Origin of the sequence: uncultured Lactobacillus sp., from assembly GCF_945290125.1 — a bacterium.
Taxonomy (GTDB): domain Bacteria; phylum Bacillota; class Bacilli; order Lactobacillales; family Lactobacillaceae; genus Lactobacillus; species Lactobacillus rizhaonensis.
This window is the reverse complement of the sequence record NZ_CALYQV010000046.1, coordinates 1-15,142: the sequence shown is the minus strand read 5'-3', so window position 1 is coordinate 15,142 and position 15,142 is coordinate 1. Positions and strand designations below refer to the sequence as shown.

14 protein-coding genes are annotated in these 15,142 nt (G+C 35.0%); 5 read left to right on the top strand and 9 right to left on the bottom strand.

All coding sequences use genetic code 11. From position 1 onward, the window contains the following. Nucleotides 1-274: 274 nt before the first annotated feature. Nucleotides 275-1,900, top strand: coding sequence for an ABC transporter ATP-binding protein (locus tag Q0K80_RS07875; RefSeq protein ID WP_294605159.1), 1,626 nt, complete (start codon nucleotides 275-277; stop codon nucleotides 1,898-1,900). Nucleotides 1,901-2,236: 336 nt separating this feature from the next. On the opposite strand, the gene Q0K80_RS07870 is transcribed toward Q0K80_RS07875, so the two are convergent. From Q0K80_RS07870 to Q0K80_RS07845, 6 genes are all read right to left on the bottom strand, one after another. Continuing rightward, nucleotides 2,237-2,758 carry an Asp23/Gls24 family envelope stress response protein gene (locus Q0K80_RS07870; protein ID WP_294605155.1) on the bottom strand — a complete coding sequence of 174 codons (522 nt, stop codon included), beginning with the start codon at nucleotides 2,756-2,758 and terminating at the stop codon, nucleotides 2,237-2,239. A gap of 24 nt (nucleotides 2,759-2,782) precedes the next feature. Then, nucleotides 2,783-2,965 carry a DUF2273 domain-containing protein gene (locus tag Q0K80_RS07865; RefSeq protein WP_038524776.1) on the bottom strand — a complete coding sequence of 61 codons (183 nt, stop codon included), beginning with the start codon at nucleotides 2,963-2,965 and terminating at the stop codon, nucleotides 2,783-2,785. Between the two features lie 11 nt (nucleotides 2,966-2,976). Further along, a complete protein-coding gene (gene amaP, locus Q0K80_RS07860) occupies nucleotides 2,977-3,531 on the bottom strand; it encodes an alkaline shock response membrane anchor protein AmaP (protein ID WP_294605149.1) in 555 nt (184 codons plus the stop codon). A 156-nt stretch (nucleotides 3,532-3,687) separates the two neighbouring features. Next, nucleotides 3,688-4,413, bottom strand: coding sequence for a glucosamine-6-phosphate deaminase (locus Q0K80_RS07855; protein ID WP_294605147.1), 726 nt, complete (start codon nucleotides 4,411-4,413; stop codon nucleotides 3,688-3,690). 163 nt (nucleotides 4,414-4,576) lie between these two features. Continuing rightward, entirely contained in the window at nucleotides 4,577-6,922 is a 2,346-nt protein-coding gene (locus Q0K80_RS07850; RefSeq protein WP_294605144.1) for an ABC transporter ATP-binding protein/permease, read from the bottom strand. Nucleotides 6,923-7,008: 86 nt separating this feature from the next. Further along, entirely contained in the window at nucleotides 7,009-8,097 is a 1,089-nt protein-coding gene (locus Q0K80_RS07845; RefSeq protein WP_294605142.1) for a YdcF family protein, read from the bottom strand. Nucleotides 8,098-8,329: 232 nt separating this feature from the next. Between Q0K80_RS07845 and Q0K80_RS07840 the strand changes: the two genes are divergently transcribed. Next, nucleotides 8,330-9,007 (top strand): type II CAAX endopeptidase family protein, encoded by a 678-nt coding sequence (locus Q0K80_RS07840; RefSeq protein WP_294605140.1) that lies wholly within the window; start codon nucleotides 8,330-8,332, stop codon nucleotides 9,005-9,007. 68 nt (nucleotides 9,008-9,075) lie between these two features. Here the strand turns inward: Q0K80_RS07840 and Q0K80_RS07835 are convergent, their stop codons facing one another. The 3 genes from Q0K80_RS07835 to cbpB form a co-directional block, all read right to left on the bottom strand. Next, nucleotides 9,076-10,956 (bottom strand): heavy metal translocating P-type ATPase, encoded by a 1,881-nt coding sequence (locus Q0K80_RS07835; protein ID WP_294605138.1) that lies wholly within the window; start codon nucleotides 10,954-10,956, stop codon nucleotides 9,076-9,078. Between the two features lie 118 nt (nucleotides 10,957-11,074). Further along, nucleotides 11,075-11,647, bottom strand: a complete 573-nt coding sequence (locus Q0K80_RS07830) for a hypothetical protein (RefSeq protein WP_294605136.1) — start codon at nucleotides 11,645-11,647, stop codon at nucleotides 11,075-11,077. A 283-nt stretch (nucleotides 11,648-11,930) separates the two neighbouring features. After that, complete coding sequence (gene cbpB, locus Q0K80_RS07825) at nucleotides 11,931-12,416, bottom strand: cyclic-di-AMP-binding protein CbpB (RefSeq protein ID WP_294605133.1); 486 nt, start codon at nucleotides 12,414-12,416, stop codon at nucleotides 11,931-11,933. A gap of 568 nt (nucleotides 12,417-12,984) precedes the next feature. On the opposite strand from cbpB, the gene Q0K80_RS07820 reads away from it, so the two are divergent. From Q0K80_RS07820 to dltA, 3 genes are all read left to right on the top strand, one after another. Continuing rightward, on the top strand, nucleotides 12,985-13,305 hold the full coding sequence (locus Q0K80_RS07820) for a hypothetical protein (protein WP_294605130.1): 321 nt from the start codon (nucleotides 12,985-12,987) through the stop codon (nucleotides 13,303-13,305). Nucleotides 13,306-13,427: 122 nt separating this feature from the next. Continuing rightward, nucleotides 13,428-13,580: a teichoic acid D-Ala incorporation-associated protein DltX gene (locus tag Q0K80_RS07815; RefSeq protein WP_294605128.1), complete on the top strand. Its 153-nt coding sequence runs from the start codon at nucleotides 13,428-13,430 to the stop codon at nucleotides 13,578-13,580. 13 nt (nucleotides 13,581-13,593) lie between these two features. Then, a complete protein-coding gene (dltA, locus tag Q0K80_RS07810; protein WP_294605125.1) occupies nucleotides 13,594-15,108 on the top strand; it encodes a D-alanine--poly(phosphoribitol) ligase subunit DltA in 1,515 nt (504 codons plus the stop codon). Nucleotides 15,109-15,142: the final 34 nt, after the last annotated feature.

The window sequence follows — 15,142 nt, the reverse complement described above, 5'->3', positions numbered from 1 at the left end:
TAATATATTTAGTAAAGGAGAATTTTTATGGTTGCTACAACATTGAAAACAAAAAAAAGCCGTTGTCGTTAAGGGTTTTGCTATCCCAATTAGTTCATTAGATCAAATGGAAGCCACTAATAGTTTTTATGATGAAGCTACCAAAGCGTTGTCTGGTCCTGTTTATTGTACTGTAGCAGGCGCTACAGTCGTCAATTAGTTAAAAATCACACTATAAATTAGTTTATGTTCCTGCCATTTCACAGGAACATTTTTTATTATGAAAGGAGCAGCCTTGAAAACTGAAAAAACAAAATTTAATCTGTGGCTATACGTTAGACGCAATTGGAAGCAATACCTAATTTTAGCCATTGCTTTGGTAATCTGGCAAATAGGACAAATAGTTGCTAACATTTACAGTGGGAATGCATTAACTTCATTAACTAACCGCAGTTTATCCGGCTTTTTTATTAATGAAGCAATATCTGCCCTTGGTTGGGTCGTATTTCTACTATTTTATTTTATCACTTCCAAGTACGGAGCTATTGTTATAAAGACAGTTGATAACCTAATTAGGGGAGACTTGTCCCAAACCATTGCTGATCAAGAATATGAAGAATTCAATCACAATAATGAATCTGACTACTTGTCATGGTTTACCAATGACATTAACCAACTTAACCAAAGTGGTTACCAAGCAATAAATAGTGCTTTTGGTAGTACAGTACTAGCAATATTATCTTCAACGGTACTGTTGTTTTATCATCCTTTATTATTAGTAACTACACTGGTTTTAGCCGTCATCATGGTATCATTTCCCAAAATATTTCAAAAAAAGCTTGGTGAATTGTCTGTTGCCCAAAGTGAAAAGAATCAACAACTAACTACGAAGTTAACTGACGTACTCGAAGGATTTACTAATTTATTAATGTTAGGTCAACGCAACTTAATTAAAAAAGCTGTCCTAAAAGCTTCAGAAAAAGCTGGCCAAGCAATGGTTGCCTATCAATCAGAGAGCAGTTTTTCAGGTGCTTTAATTAATTTAGTTAGCATTGCATCACAAATTATTTTGACTGTAGAAACTGGCTACTTAGCTTTCCAACGCGAATTACCTATTGGGGCCATTTTAATCGTTGGTTCAATGGCTGGGCAAGTATTCAGTGGATTGACTAACATTAGTTTTCAGCTAACAGCGATTCGTGCCGTTCAGCCAATCTTTGATAAATATAACAAGTTAGTAAAGGGCGATAATGAACCTGGTCAGCCAGTCGGACCCCTAACTGATGAAATTGCAATAAATGATTTGTCTTTTAGTTATGATCAAAACAAACATTCAATCTTGTCTGATTTTACTCAAGTAATTAAACAAGGTGAGCACATTGCAATCATTGGCGCCTCTGGCAGTGGCAAATCCACATTAGTTAAACTCTTAGCGGGTTTACTTACAGATTATGAAGGTTCACTCACCTGGGATGGCACTGAATACCGGACAATTGATAAAAATTCATTGCGCCAGCAACTTTCTTATATTGACCAATCATCATACATTTTTGATGGCAGTTTGCGCTTCAATATTACTTTGGGACGGTCAGTTCAGCAGACAGACCTTGATAAGGTGATAGAACAAGCAGGATTAGAAAACTTTATTGCTGATAGTCCTCAAGGACTTGATACACCATTAAAGCATGCTGGTAACAATATTTCAGGTGGCCAAAAGCAAAGGATTGCGCTGGCACGTAATTTACTTACTTCACCTAAAGTTGTTTTGGCAGATGAGATCACTTCGGCCATTGATGAACAAGATGGTCAAAAGATTGAACAAAGTTTACTTGACTTGCAAGGAGTGACCTTGATTTACATTTCCCATCACTTGCGACCGGAAATTAAAAAGCAGTTTGATCGAATAATCGAATTAGGCTAATTGGAATTTGAATATCTTTTATTCTCAATTAAATGAATTTGAGATAAACAATCCCTTAAGCCAATAAAAAGGCAGCGAGTTTTATTTGTCAGTGCTTTTGAACAAATATTGGCAAAGAAGTTAGACCTGAGAGAAAATTGAGCTATTGTTTATAATTTAATAATAGAGATAAAAAGAAGGTAAAGCAGTCAAATGATATGATACCCAAATTTGTCATATTTTTAGGGTTCACATCAAAATTGCACGTTACCTTCTTTTTCATAAGTTCATAGTTTATTTGTTCTCAGACACGCAATTTATAAATTAGCTTGTGCTTGCAGATTGAAATTATATTTATTATTTAACTCTAGATTCTTTAGATTCCTTCTTCTTTTCCTCAACTTTATCTTGAGCCTTGTCTTTTTGATCGGTAATTTTTTCCTTTGTGTCGTTAGCAGCACCGGTGATACGGTCCTGTAAGCTGACAGAATCTTTTTCATGCTGCTCTTTAGTTTTAATATCAACTACAGTAACGTTGACTTCAACTGTATCAAGACCGGTCATTTCTTTGACTTTTTCTTGGATCTTTTCTTTAATTTGATCATATAGCTTGGTAATGTCGACGCCATATTCTGCAACGATCTCAATATCAACAGCTACTTGCTTTTTACCTACTTCAACATTTACACCTGAAGTGACGTCATCGCTATTAACAATTTTATCAGCAATATTTGAGAAAAAGCCGCCGTTAACTGTTAAAAGACCTTTAATGTCAGATAAGGCAATACCCACGATTTTTTGAATCACCTTTGAATCATATTTTAGATCGCCTTTAACTTCAGGTTTTGAACTTCCTTGATTTGAACTTGATTGTACCATATTGCATATACTCCTTATATTAAATTATTTATTCTGCAACATCTTTTTAAATACCGGCCAGTAATGACCAACTAAAAAGCCACAGACTAACATTACAATGACGAAAATAGTTTTGAAAAATCCCAGTACCAAAAAGCAAAATGCCAGTAACAAACCAATTACAGCACCGCTTATTTCTGGGAGGTATTTTTTATATTCTTCTTTCATTTTGACCTCCTTTATTGAACGCGCCTTTCAGGTTTATCTCCTTTGTGATAATTGATAAACTTGATTTTAATTTTTGGTTTTTGTTCAATTCCTAGCAACTGCTTCAGGTTCTTTTTTAATTCTTCAAGATAGTCGTTAAGCAGGGCAGCAATGTTTTCACCAGGACCTAAGTCACCGCCAATTTTAATTTTAATTCGATGACCTGTTAACTTAGAACTAACTTTTGCATTATTTAAGTAAGGTAAGTCAGCAAGTGAATTCATTACATAGCCGTTAATGGCTTTTGAAGTAACTTTAACTTGACCATCACTTTTATGAATTAAATTAAAGCTTCTCTGGACTGGCCAAAATAGGATGACAATTAAACTAACAATTAGTATTATAAAAACAATTATACTGATACCAATTAAATACCAGGCAAATATCGGATTAAGAGCACCTAAATGCGGCAATTTAATCTTTAAATACTTTTGCCAAAAACTACTGGTTTCCCATATTAAGTAACAAGGCACAGGTAATAGTAATAACATGCCTAATACCAATAGCCATTTTTTACTCCTCTTCAACTTATCACCATCCTCTCATGGTTCATCTTAATAATAATACTGATTATTTTAACAGACTAATAATATGCACCATATGTATACAATAACAGTTTGTAAAATTGCACACAAAAAGAGCGGTTTTTAATGCACCGCCCTTTTTAACTTAATATCAGTTAATTACTTATGTATTGTTGAACTTAATTTGCTTGCTGCTGCTTGATCAACAATAAGAGTAACATTTTGGTGTTTTTGTAAGATTGAAGCTGGTACTTCTTCTGTAGCTGGACCTTCAACCATCTTTTGCACAGCATCAGCCTTATTGTCACCAAAAGCCATAATCACTATTTCTTTGGCAGACATTATATTTGCAATGCCCATGCAAATAGCTGATTTAGGAACATCGTCAATGTTGTTGAAGAAGCGAGAATTAGCTTTGATGGTATTCTCAGTTAGTTGTACTTCGTGGGTAACAGAATCAAATGAAGTTCCAGGCTCATTAAAAGCAATGTGACCATTTTGACCTAGTCCTAATAGTTGAAGATCAATTGGGTTTTCTGCAATTATTCTGTTGTAGTCAGCTGAAGCGCCTTCGGGATCCTTAATGGCTTTGATTCCATCAGGAACATATGAGTGTTTAAAAGGCTTTTTATCAAACAAATTTTTTTGCATAAAATAATGATAACTTTGGTCATTATCGGGAGTTAAGCCAACGTATTCATCAAGATTAATACTAATTAAATTGCTGTTATCCAAATCACTTTCGGTCCATTGCTGGTATAAAGTAACGGGAGTTGAGCCGGTTGCCAAACCGATTACTTTAGTGCCATTAGCAATGCTATCTATAAATAAGTCAAAAGCCTTCTTACTGCCACTGGCTTTATCTTCTGTGATAATAATTTTCATTTTTATTTACGCCTCCATATTAGTTAAGTTAATTATAGATTGGTATATTCCAATTTGTCAACAGGATGCGGCAATAGATATTACTTTAAAATTATGCAAAAAAGAGCTTACCTATATTTGTTTCACATGTAACAAAAAATAAGTAAACTCTAAAATACTGTTTTTATTCACTTCTTAGTGCAATTGCTGCATCTTTCTTAGCTGCCATCCGCGCTGGCAAATGGCCACCAATCATAGTTAGAATGGTTGAAATAATAATTAATATCAGGGCGTGCGTAGGGTTAAGTTGTGCTACATTACTTAAGTCAGTAATTGAGTAAAGAAGACTATTAATAGGGAAGACCAGCAACCAAGCAATGAATACACCTAAAACACCGGAAAAAACACCCAAAATAAATGTTTCGGCATCGAATACCCTGGTGATGTCTTTTTTACGGGCACCCAGTGCCTTTAAGATTCCTATTTCCTTAGTTCTTTCTAAAACAGAAGTATAAGTTAAAATACCAATCATAATCATTGATGTTACTAAAGAAATTGCGGCAAAGGCAACTAAGACAGTAGTGATACCGTTAAGCAAGCCGCCAGTCATCGAAGTAACAGCGCTTGACATATCAGTATAGATAATCTTATCTTTTTTCTTTTTACCACGATTCCACTTATCTAAATAATCAAGTACTTTATCTTTGGCATCAAAATCGTTGGGATAAATCATCATGCTAGTCGGTATGGTGGAACCACCAATTGACTGTATCATTTGTTTCTTTTCCTGGGAATTCATACTTTGACCAGTCATGACATTTTGAGTAGTCTTTTTTTGTGCTTTTACTATCTCTGAAGCTTTATTTTTATTGATAATATTTTGTGTTAACTGGTCACTGTAGGCAATTCCTGATGACAAAAGTGCCATAGAATTTTGGTCTTTTGGCCTGATAATGCCTACAATCCGAAGCTTAGTTTTGCTATTATCGTACATAGAATTACTGATTTTTTGTGGAATAAACATACCGGTCGGCAATTTTTGATAATAGTCATTGTTGGCGACAATTTTGAAGGTTTTACCAACGAATTTGGGATACTTTATTTTTTCGTCAGCTTTAACTTTGAAACCTAAATTTTTCAAAATATTAATATTTAGTTTATTTTCATTATCTGTTACTAAAACCAAATCGGTAGCTTTATGCGGCCACGCTCCAGACAAAAGTTGATAATTTTCTTTCAGAAAATTACTTTTACCAGAATTAAGTGTGGTAGGAAATACTGATGAGCCTAACCCAGTAGCATTAATTGCTTGCATCCGCATTTGGGCAGCTGCTTGAGAACTATCTGAACTAGCTGAAATAGGGGAAAACTGGACACGTTTGATTTTATTTTTACTGCGAGTGAGCAAATTCAAGTTAATCCCACGCTGATAGGAAATATTGTTAGCATAATTAGGATTTATTTTTTTTACGTAATTAACGTATTTCTGACTAATTTTATTTTGATGAGTTGCTTCCTGCATCTTATCTTTTTCAACAGTTAAATAGCCCCGATTTTTGACATTCTTATCGGATTCGTTACGATCTTCGATACTTGAAGCATCGGTGGCGGTTTGATTGATGGTAACGGGATATTTGGCTAGTGCCTTACTCATCGTTGTATCAATCTGCTTTTGAAAGCCATTAGATAAGGCTAAAACAACTGCGATAGATATAATCCCGATACTTGACGCAAAGGCTGTCAAAGTTGTTCTGCCTTTTTTAGTCATAATATTGGTAAAACTTAACTTGATGGCATTCCAATATGACATTTTTGTCCGTTTCAGCTTAAAAGTATCTTTTTCTTCTTCCGAATTAAAGGGATTGGAATCATTTAAAATTTTACCATCTTGAAAGTTGACAATTCGACTGGCATATTCCTGAGCTAGATCGGGATTATGTGTAACCATAACTACTAAGCGGTCTTTCGACAGTTTTTTAATCAGCTTCATGATTTGCTCAGATGTTTCAGTGTCAAGAGCTCCGGTCGGTTCGTCGCACAGTAAGATATCAGGATCATTAGCCAAAGCTCGTGCAATTGCGACACGCTGCATTTGACCACCAGATAGTTGATTGGGATTTTTAGAAATATGATCCTTTAAGCCAACTTGGGTTAAAGCATCTACTGCTCGCTTATGACGCTCAGAAGCAGAAACCCCGGATAAATTCATTCCCAATTCGACGTTAGCAATAATTGATAAATGCGAAATTAAGTTATAATTTTGGAAAACAAAGCCGACAGAATTATTTCTGTAAGCGTCCCAGTCAGTTTCCTTAAAATTTTTAGTGGATTTACCATTAATAATTAAGTCTCCACTATCATAGCGATCAAGTCCGCCAATGACATTTAATAACGTGGTTTTACCAGACCCACTAGGTCCCAAAATTGCGACAAATTCTTGGTTACGAAATGATATGGAAACATCATCAAGTGCATGCGTAACCGTATCACCGACATGATATGACTTGCGCAAATCTTTTAATTGTAACATGTCTTTTTCTCTTTCTTTTTAATAATTAATTAATAACAGATAGTTTAACATTTATGAAAGAGCAAAGCCAAAAGAAGATAATTATTTTAATGAATAAGTCCAGATAAATCAAATAAAGCATAGATAATAAAGAATAACACAATTAATAGGATAGCGATAATATGCCGTTTCTTGTTTAAAAGTAAAATTGCAGCAAATTCACGCACGATTGCATTGGGCAGAAAATAAAAACGGGTATAGCAGCCTACGCCGTTGGCATTCAGCCCAGCAGCTTTAGCATAAAGAGAAGCCCTAAAAATGTGATAATTATTACTGAAAAATTTTGCTCTGTATTTTTTACTGCCAAAATCTTTTGCGGCAACCTCAGCCGAAAATTTCATGTTTTGGTAGGTATTCTTGGAGTTATCTTCTAGTAATATATCACTAGGCTCAATTCCACGAGCGATTGCATATTCAGTCATTGCCTGTGCTTCAGAAACTTTTTCGTCTCCGCCTTTACCACCGGACATAATAAACTTAGGCTTTTTTCTTCCCTTAGTAACCTGCTTTTGAGCATATTCAATTGCACGATTGATACGACTAGCTAAAAGTGGTGTAACTGTTTCACCTTGCGACAGGCCGGCACCTAAAACAATTAAATAGTCTTGGTTATATTGTCTAGGTACAATTTGGTAGAAAGTCAAATTTACTAAAAAGTTATAAGCAACAAAAAGCAGATAATCGAAAACAGCTGTTGGTGCATACAAGAGAATTCTGACCCATGATGGCATGTTTCTGAACGGACCAATTAGTGCAATTAACCACACGACTATTATCCCGATACCAATAAAGAGTGTTAATAAGTTTGACAGTGTGTGACTTTCGCGTTTCCAGACAATATATGCATTCCATAAGAAAAACAGCCAGGAAAAGGCAGCCATCATAGTAATTGCGGCTACAAATAAAGCTACTAGAATTTCATATGTTAAAATGAGCGGCCTTAAGCTCGTAGATAGAATCATTACTGTGAGCCAAACACCGAATGTTAACAAAAAGACTGTGAAAAGAATACCATTAAGTAATCTCCGAGGCTCTTTCAACCAGGAAACTAAAAAAACGGTGAGTGTTGCCAGCATAATAAGTGAAAGAATTATAAATGACCGATTCTGGTTTAAGATCTCAAAAAGTCTAATCATAATACCCTGCCTTTGCTCTAGAGATAAGTCTATTATAATAAATATGTATAAAAAGTCCTAGTAAATTAAAGTATGCTAGAATAAGAAAAGTTATTTCCCGGGAAATAACTGCCAATCTGATTGTAATATGTGCGCGTTAACGACAAATACAGGTAAGTTCTATTGTTACTGAGATACTGTGTAAAATTAGTTAAGGATTTACTTTTATTCTAGTCAGAAAGGGGTGTAATAGATGAAAAAGTTTTTCTATTCTCTAGGCAATATAATTACAATAATACTCGCTTTTATACTTTATACGATTGTACAGCAGTTTTATTTTTATCCTTACAGGTTGAGAGAATCATTGGGCTTAGGAAATATTCCTTTCGTACTGTTGACTGCTATGATTACTGTCATAGCTCTGCTATTAGTATTTTACTTTTATTGCTTGCAGTTAAGGCGTAGTAACGAGCGAAATTATAATGGTAATCCACACTGGCAGGTTAAAAAAGTATTGCTGTCTCTTTTAGGGGCAGTAATGTTGATTTTTGTCAGTGCAACTATTCAATTGGCTTTAGGCTTTAATACGGAGCAAACTTCTACTAATCAGAAACTTCTTGATCAAATTTCTTATCAGGCAGGTTACTTTTTTCCTGTAATGGTTATTATTGTGGGACCCATATTTGAGGAAATAATTTTTCGCGGACTATTTTTTAATGCTTTTTTCAATAAAAACACAAGTAGTAATAAATGGTTGGGCATACTGCTAAGTGGACTTACTTTTGGTTACGCTCACGATCCTGGATTAACTAAATATTTACTCGTTTATTGGGCCTTAGGTTGTGTGTTAGCATGGGTTTACACTACCAGCAAGGATTTACGTTATTCAATTTTATCCCATATGATTTTTAATTCCTTGGGGTTCATATAAAAAGCCTGACAAATTGCGTCTCATGTAAACGCAGATTTATCAGGCTTTTTAAATAGAAAAATTTTTCATTAATTCGTAGTTTTACTGATTCCTGTTTGTTCTGGGTTTTTGGGCGTAGTTTTAGCTAAAAGTGCCAAACTAATTGAAATCATATCTACTACTTCCTGTAAAATAGCGCCCCAAAATGCGGGAATAGCACCAGTAAATGCAATTAATTCAATAATAATTACTATTGTGATAGCTGTTAATACATCAATATTAGCGACTTTCATCGTATGCTTAGAAATAGCTACGGCATCATTAATTTTAGATAAATCATTTACCATAATAATAGCATCTGCACTTTCACTGGCAGCTGAGGCCCCCTTGGCTCCCATTGCAATACCAACATCAGCAGCAGACAGACTAGGTGCGTCATTAATTCCGTCACCAGTCATCACAACTGGTCGATTTTCTTTCTTTACATTTTTAATCGCAGCTATTTTTTCTGCTGGTAATAATTCATAGCGGATATCTTTTACATTAAGCGCCTTGCCAATTTTAGTTGCAACATCTTTATGATCTCCTGTCAACATCATAATATGAGCATTGCTTTGGCGCCTTAAACGCTTAATTGTCTGCGCACTTTCTGGTCTAACTTGGTCTTTAAATGTGATACAGCCGGCGTATTTATTATCGATTGAGATGTAAATAGCTGTAGCATTGGTTTCCTGCACTTTTTGAAAATTATCTTCTGGTTTAATGTAGCTCAGTTTGCCCACCTTGACTAAATGGTTTTCAACTATCCCACTAACTCCTTGACCAGTTGACTCTTTTATTTGTGTAGCTGGTTTTAAAAGCTTTTTATCCGCTACCTTAACTAGTGAATTGGCAATAATATGGCTTGATTGTTGTTCGACACTAGTGGCGTAGCTTTGTAGAGTTTCTGCACTATAACTGCTATTATCAGCAGGAATGATTTCATCAATTACCAGTTGATTTTCCGTCAAAGTACCAGTTTTATCAAAGGCAAAAGTTTTTGCTGTTGCTAGTTGTTCCAATGTGGGACCAGATTTGACAATAATATGGTGTTTAGACATGGAACTCATGCCAGATACTAATGCCACAGGCGCAGCTATTAATAATGGGCAGGGCGAAGCAACAACCATAACTTCTGCGAAGTTAATTGGATTACCGGAATGAATCCAAGCCGCGAGTCCTATTACTAAGGAAATGATAGTAAAAGGAACAGCATAGCGATCAGCCATTTTGACAAATTTAGCCGGCTGCGCTTGCGAAGATTTAACTAATGAAACGATTGTTTGATATTCTGAATCACTAGCTTTTTTAGTAACAGCCATTTCAACAGCAACACTACCATTAATTGAACCGGACATTAATTGATCCCCAGGATTTTTGGCAACTGGTACCGATTCACCGGTTAAAGAAGATTGATCAAAAGTGGATTCACCTTTAATGACTTTTCCATCTACAGGTACCTGTTCACCAGGCTTAATTAGAATGTGATCGCCAATTGCTAATTGTTCTACATTTACCGAAATAATTTTTTGATTGCTGATTTTGTTGGCAATAGTAGGGGAATTGTTTAAAAGTGAACGGAGTTCCTTATCTGCTTGACCAGTGGCGTAATCTTCTAAAGCTTGCCCACCAGTCATCATAACTAGAATCATCCATTCAGCCCAAATGTCACCAATTAGAATAGTAGAAACGACAGCTATTACAGCTAAGATATCAACACCATACCGTCCCGATTTAAAGTCGCCAACTATTTCAGTGATCAAGGAATATGCCATTATAACACCGACTAAATCCATTAGGATAGTTTCAATTGGAAATTGTAAACTTCCCAGTTGAAAAAGACTTTTTGTTTTTAAGCCAAACTGGCAAATAAAAGCTACTATTCCGATAGCCAAAACACAAAAAAACTTCCACTGACGTTTAAAACTCATGCATTATGCCTCCAACAAAAAGAAACACACCTCTATTTTAGCACTAATTTAGACTTATTCTAAATTAGTGCTGAATTTTAGGTAAAAAAAAGGCCAGTCATCTGACTGCTTCTTTTAATTAGTGGTTTTTTAACTTAATGATCTTATTTGCTTGATTCTCTGCTTTAATTGACTTGGGTGTAGTTCTCGCTGTGTGCTTTTTAACATTAAAAGTTTTGTATTCATCTTTAGCTGGATGAATGTGGAAAATTTTAGTCCGTCCTAATGAGTCAATCAAATCGGAGGAAGACATTGTTATAAAGTCATCATTATCACCATAATCATCAGTTTCTGCAAAATACTGGTTAATTTTCGCAATTCCCTTTTCTGAAAAGTGTTCTTCTTTGGCTAAATCAAGGAGAAGAGCGTGTAAGCGCGAAGCAGACACCAATTCATGCTGCAAAATTATAAAAATCCACGAAAAGTTAGAATCTATTGATTTAAGCCGCTTATTTATTTTATCTTTGTAAAAAGCATCAGTGATTTTAGCAGCCTCGTCCATACTATCTGGGCTCTTTGTCAAATTTTTTAGTTGAGAAACCAACTCAGCTCTGTCTTTTAGTGATAGCTCTTGATCATTTGGGTAAGTCCAATTTTTTATAATTGCGCTTATCAAAAATGTCAATTGCGCAGAAATTTTTTTACTTGCCATATTAGTGCTCTTCTTTTCTAATTATTCAAGAAATATCTATTAATTTTTATTAACTAATTTAGCAAAGCGTTATTTAATTTTTTAAGATCAGGGATGTCAATATTGTAATTGCGTATATGTCTACAAAATAACATAAAATCAAAATCAATTTTTCACATTGTACTAACTAAATAGCTGGATTACCAAATAAAACCTAGATTTCCCTAGCTAATTATATTATAGCTTAATTTGAAGTAAAGTACACTAAAAAATGTAATAAATAATTATAAATTTACAGTATATCTCATAATTGCTTATTTTTAGTAATTGGAGTAACTTTATATTCCTTTTCAAAGTTGTGCGCTATGTAATTAAATGCTTTAATCCATTCGCGTCTTGTCAGTAGTCCTTGAAAAACGCCATAGTCATCAACGACGGGTAAAAAGGCATTGTCAACTAGTAAATGAAGCTGTGTTTCCAGGGTAGTTTGCACAAAGTTGATTTTGTCAAACTCGGTTTGCATTACATCGCGCACTTGCAATTGATTTAATGGTTCAAGAGAAATATCATCTGTTTCCATCATTTTATCTGTGATCATTGCTAAGCTTAGTAGGCCAACTACACGGCTTTCGCGGTCAAGGACTGGAATTTTTGAATATTTAACACGAGTTAAAATCATAAAGGCATGGTACAAAGGATTGTCATCTTCGACAAATGCAATACGGGAAGCAGGAATAATGAATGAACCTGATTTTTCTTCCAGTAAGTGTTTTATTGTGGGTGAAAACATTAGATATAGACCTCTCATATTGATAAGTAATAAATAACTAAATTAATCCTATAACAAAGAAAAAAGGCTCGCAAGGTGTGCGAGCCTGTTAGTTTTCATCTACTTTGAAGGAGTAAGAATGAATGAAATAAAAAAGTGGGAGTATGTAGTAAGCATTGCTATTGCTTACTACATTTAAAATGATATCTCTAAATTATGAAGTTAAAGTAGAAAATCTCTTATAAAAGAGTAAAGAATTTCTTTAGAACTGTTTAAGAGTATAGAAAAACTCACGTAATGCACGTGAGTCGAAAGGGATAGATATGAAAATGACCTGTAAAGTCATTTCGGTTTTTTCATTATTATACTTGGAGGAGTATGAATGAAAAACAAAAAGTTGAGTATGATATAGAAAAGATCTATATCTTTTCTATACCACAATTATAGTATAACTATAAAATGTGAAAAAAGTATGACGAAAATGACAAAATACAAATTTCGGTTGCTACAAAATTGTTTGTTACAAAACTCATTGTTATAATTAGGTTTACTCTATTTGAAAGGGATAGTTGAGATTTTAAGGAGAAAAATGAGTAGACAAGATTATCGTAAAAAAATCACTTTCTGGTTACGCTTTTCCGGGTGGCTTTGCTTACTTCCGGCAAGCGTCTGGCTGCGGCTATATCAATTAATTGGTCAAGGTGCATTGGCCTACACGTTTTTAGGGGAACTAATTTTTACAGCTTTATTTGCCACATATATTTTAACTACCGCAGAGAGTGAGCGTTGGTTAAAGCCAACTAATCTTTTTATCTTGTTAATAATTACTATACTGTTTGGCTCATTCATAATTTTAATTCCGCTTTGTTTTGCTTATAATGATTGTCGCAAGTTGAACGACGAACGATAAACGGACGAAATGGGAAAATATTTAAATTTGGTAAAAATTTGAGGTGGATTTTTAGGTGACAAAACTTTAGTAGTACTATATTCGATAGTACATTTTATTAATATTGAGAAAGATATGAAATTATGGCTAAAAAAGAGAAAAATGATTCACGTGGAAAACGTATTGGGAAGTTCATTTTAACGACGGTTATCTATTGTGTCATTTTAATGTTGTTAATTTATTTATATCAATACAGTGGGCTGACTTCTGTTCACTTTATTTATAACGAATTTTAAGCTGGTACAAATCATGATTGAAAATGTAATTAAAAAAATTGATAAAGTTGCTCAAGCGGATCCTGAACGTATTGCCTATGACTATTTAGGTCAAACTAATACCTACGGTGATCTCAAAAAACGCTCAGATGAATGGGCTCATAAAATTGCTGGTTTAGGACTTTCACCGCAAAGTCCCGTTATGATCTGGGGCGGTCAGGACTTTGAAATGGTTGCCAGCTTCTTAGGCTGTGTCAAATCAGGTCACGCCTATATTCCTATTGCCAGTTACTCTAATGCAGAACGAATAGTCATGATTCAGGAAGTTTCTCAATCTGAAGCAATTTTTGCAATTGATGATCTGCCAGAAATTGATTTACCTCCTATTAAGGTTGTACGTCCTAAAGATGTGGAAAGGGGAAATTATGAACCCGATCCTGCAAATTTTGTCCAAGGTGATGACAACTTTTACATTATTTTTACTTCGGGAACCAGTGGCAAACCTAAAGGCGTGCAGATTAGTCATAATAATCTGCTTAGCTTTATTAACTGGGAAATGACAGACTTTGATCTGCCTCAGCATCCAGCATTTTTGTCCCAAGCACCGTATTCATTTGATCTTTCAGTGATGAGTCTTTATCCGGCTTTAGTTGGAGCAGGGAAGTTAGTGGCTTTGCCACATGAAGTAACACAAAATTTTGCTCAATTATTTCAGACTCTACCCCAATTACAATTTAACGTTTGGGTTTCAACTCCGTCATTTGCGCAAATGTGTTTTTTGGATAAAACTTTTACTGCTGATCATCACCCAAACTTGACTCACTTTTTGTTCTGCGGTGAGGAATTGCCCCACAATGAAGTAGTAATGCTAAAAAAGAAATTTCCTCAGGCACGCATTTTTAACACCTATGGACCTACCGAAACAACAGTTGCAGTCACCCAAGTGGAAATTACAGATGCAATTTTAAAGAAATATGACCGCTTGCCAATTGGCAAGGTTAAAGCGGACACCAAAATAACTATTGACAAAACTAAAGGTGATCAGCCTGATGAAGGTGAAATCATTATTACTGGCCCAAGTACATCTAAGGGTTATATGAATAATCCGGAGAAGACTGCTAAGGCTTTCTTTAAAAAGCCGAGTGACCAATATCTCAGTCATCGTTCAGGCGATGAAGGTTTCTTCGACCAGGACATGCTCTTTTATCGCGGGCGGATTGACTTCCAGATCAAATTCAACGGCTACCGCATCGAGCTGGAAGAAATCAACCATTATATCGGTATGAATAAACTGGTTGATCATGGTGTAGCTGCACCTAAATATAATCAGGACCATACGGTTAAGCAGATTGTAGCGGAAATCAAACTCAAAGATGGTGTTAAAGAACAATATTCCGAAGCAGAAATTACCAAAATGATTCAGGATGATTTAGCTAAGAATCTGATGCCATATATGATTCCGCAACGTTATGTTTACCGTGAAACATTACCAGTCTCACAAAATGGCAAAGTTGACATTAAGGCCGTCATTAAGGAGGTCAACGAGTAGTGAACTTTAACTTCATTAACTTACAGCCTTATTC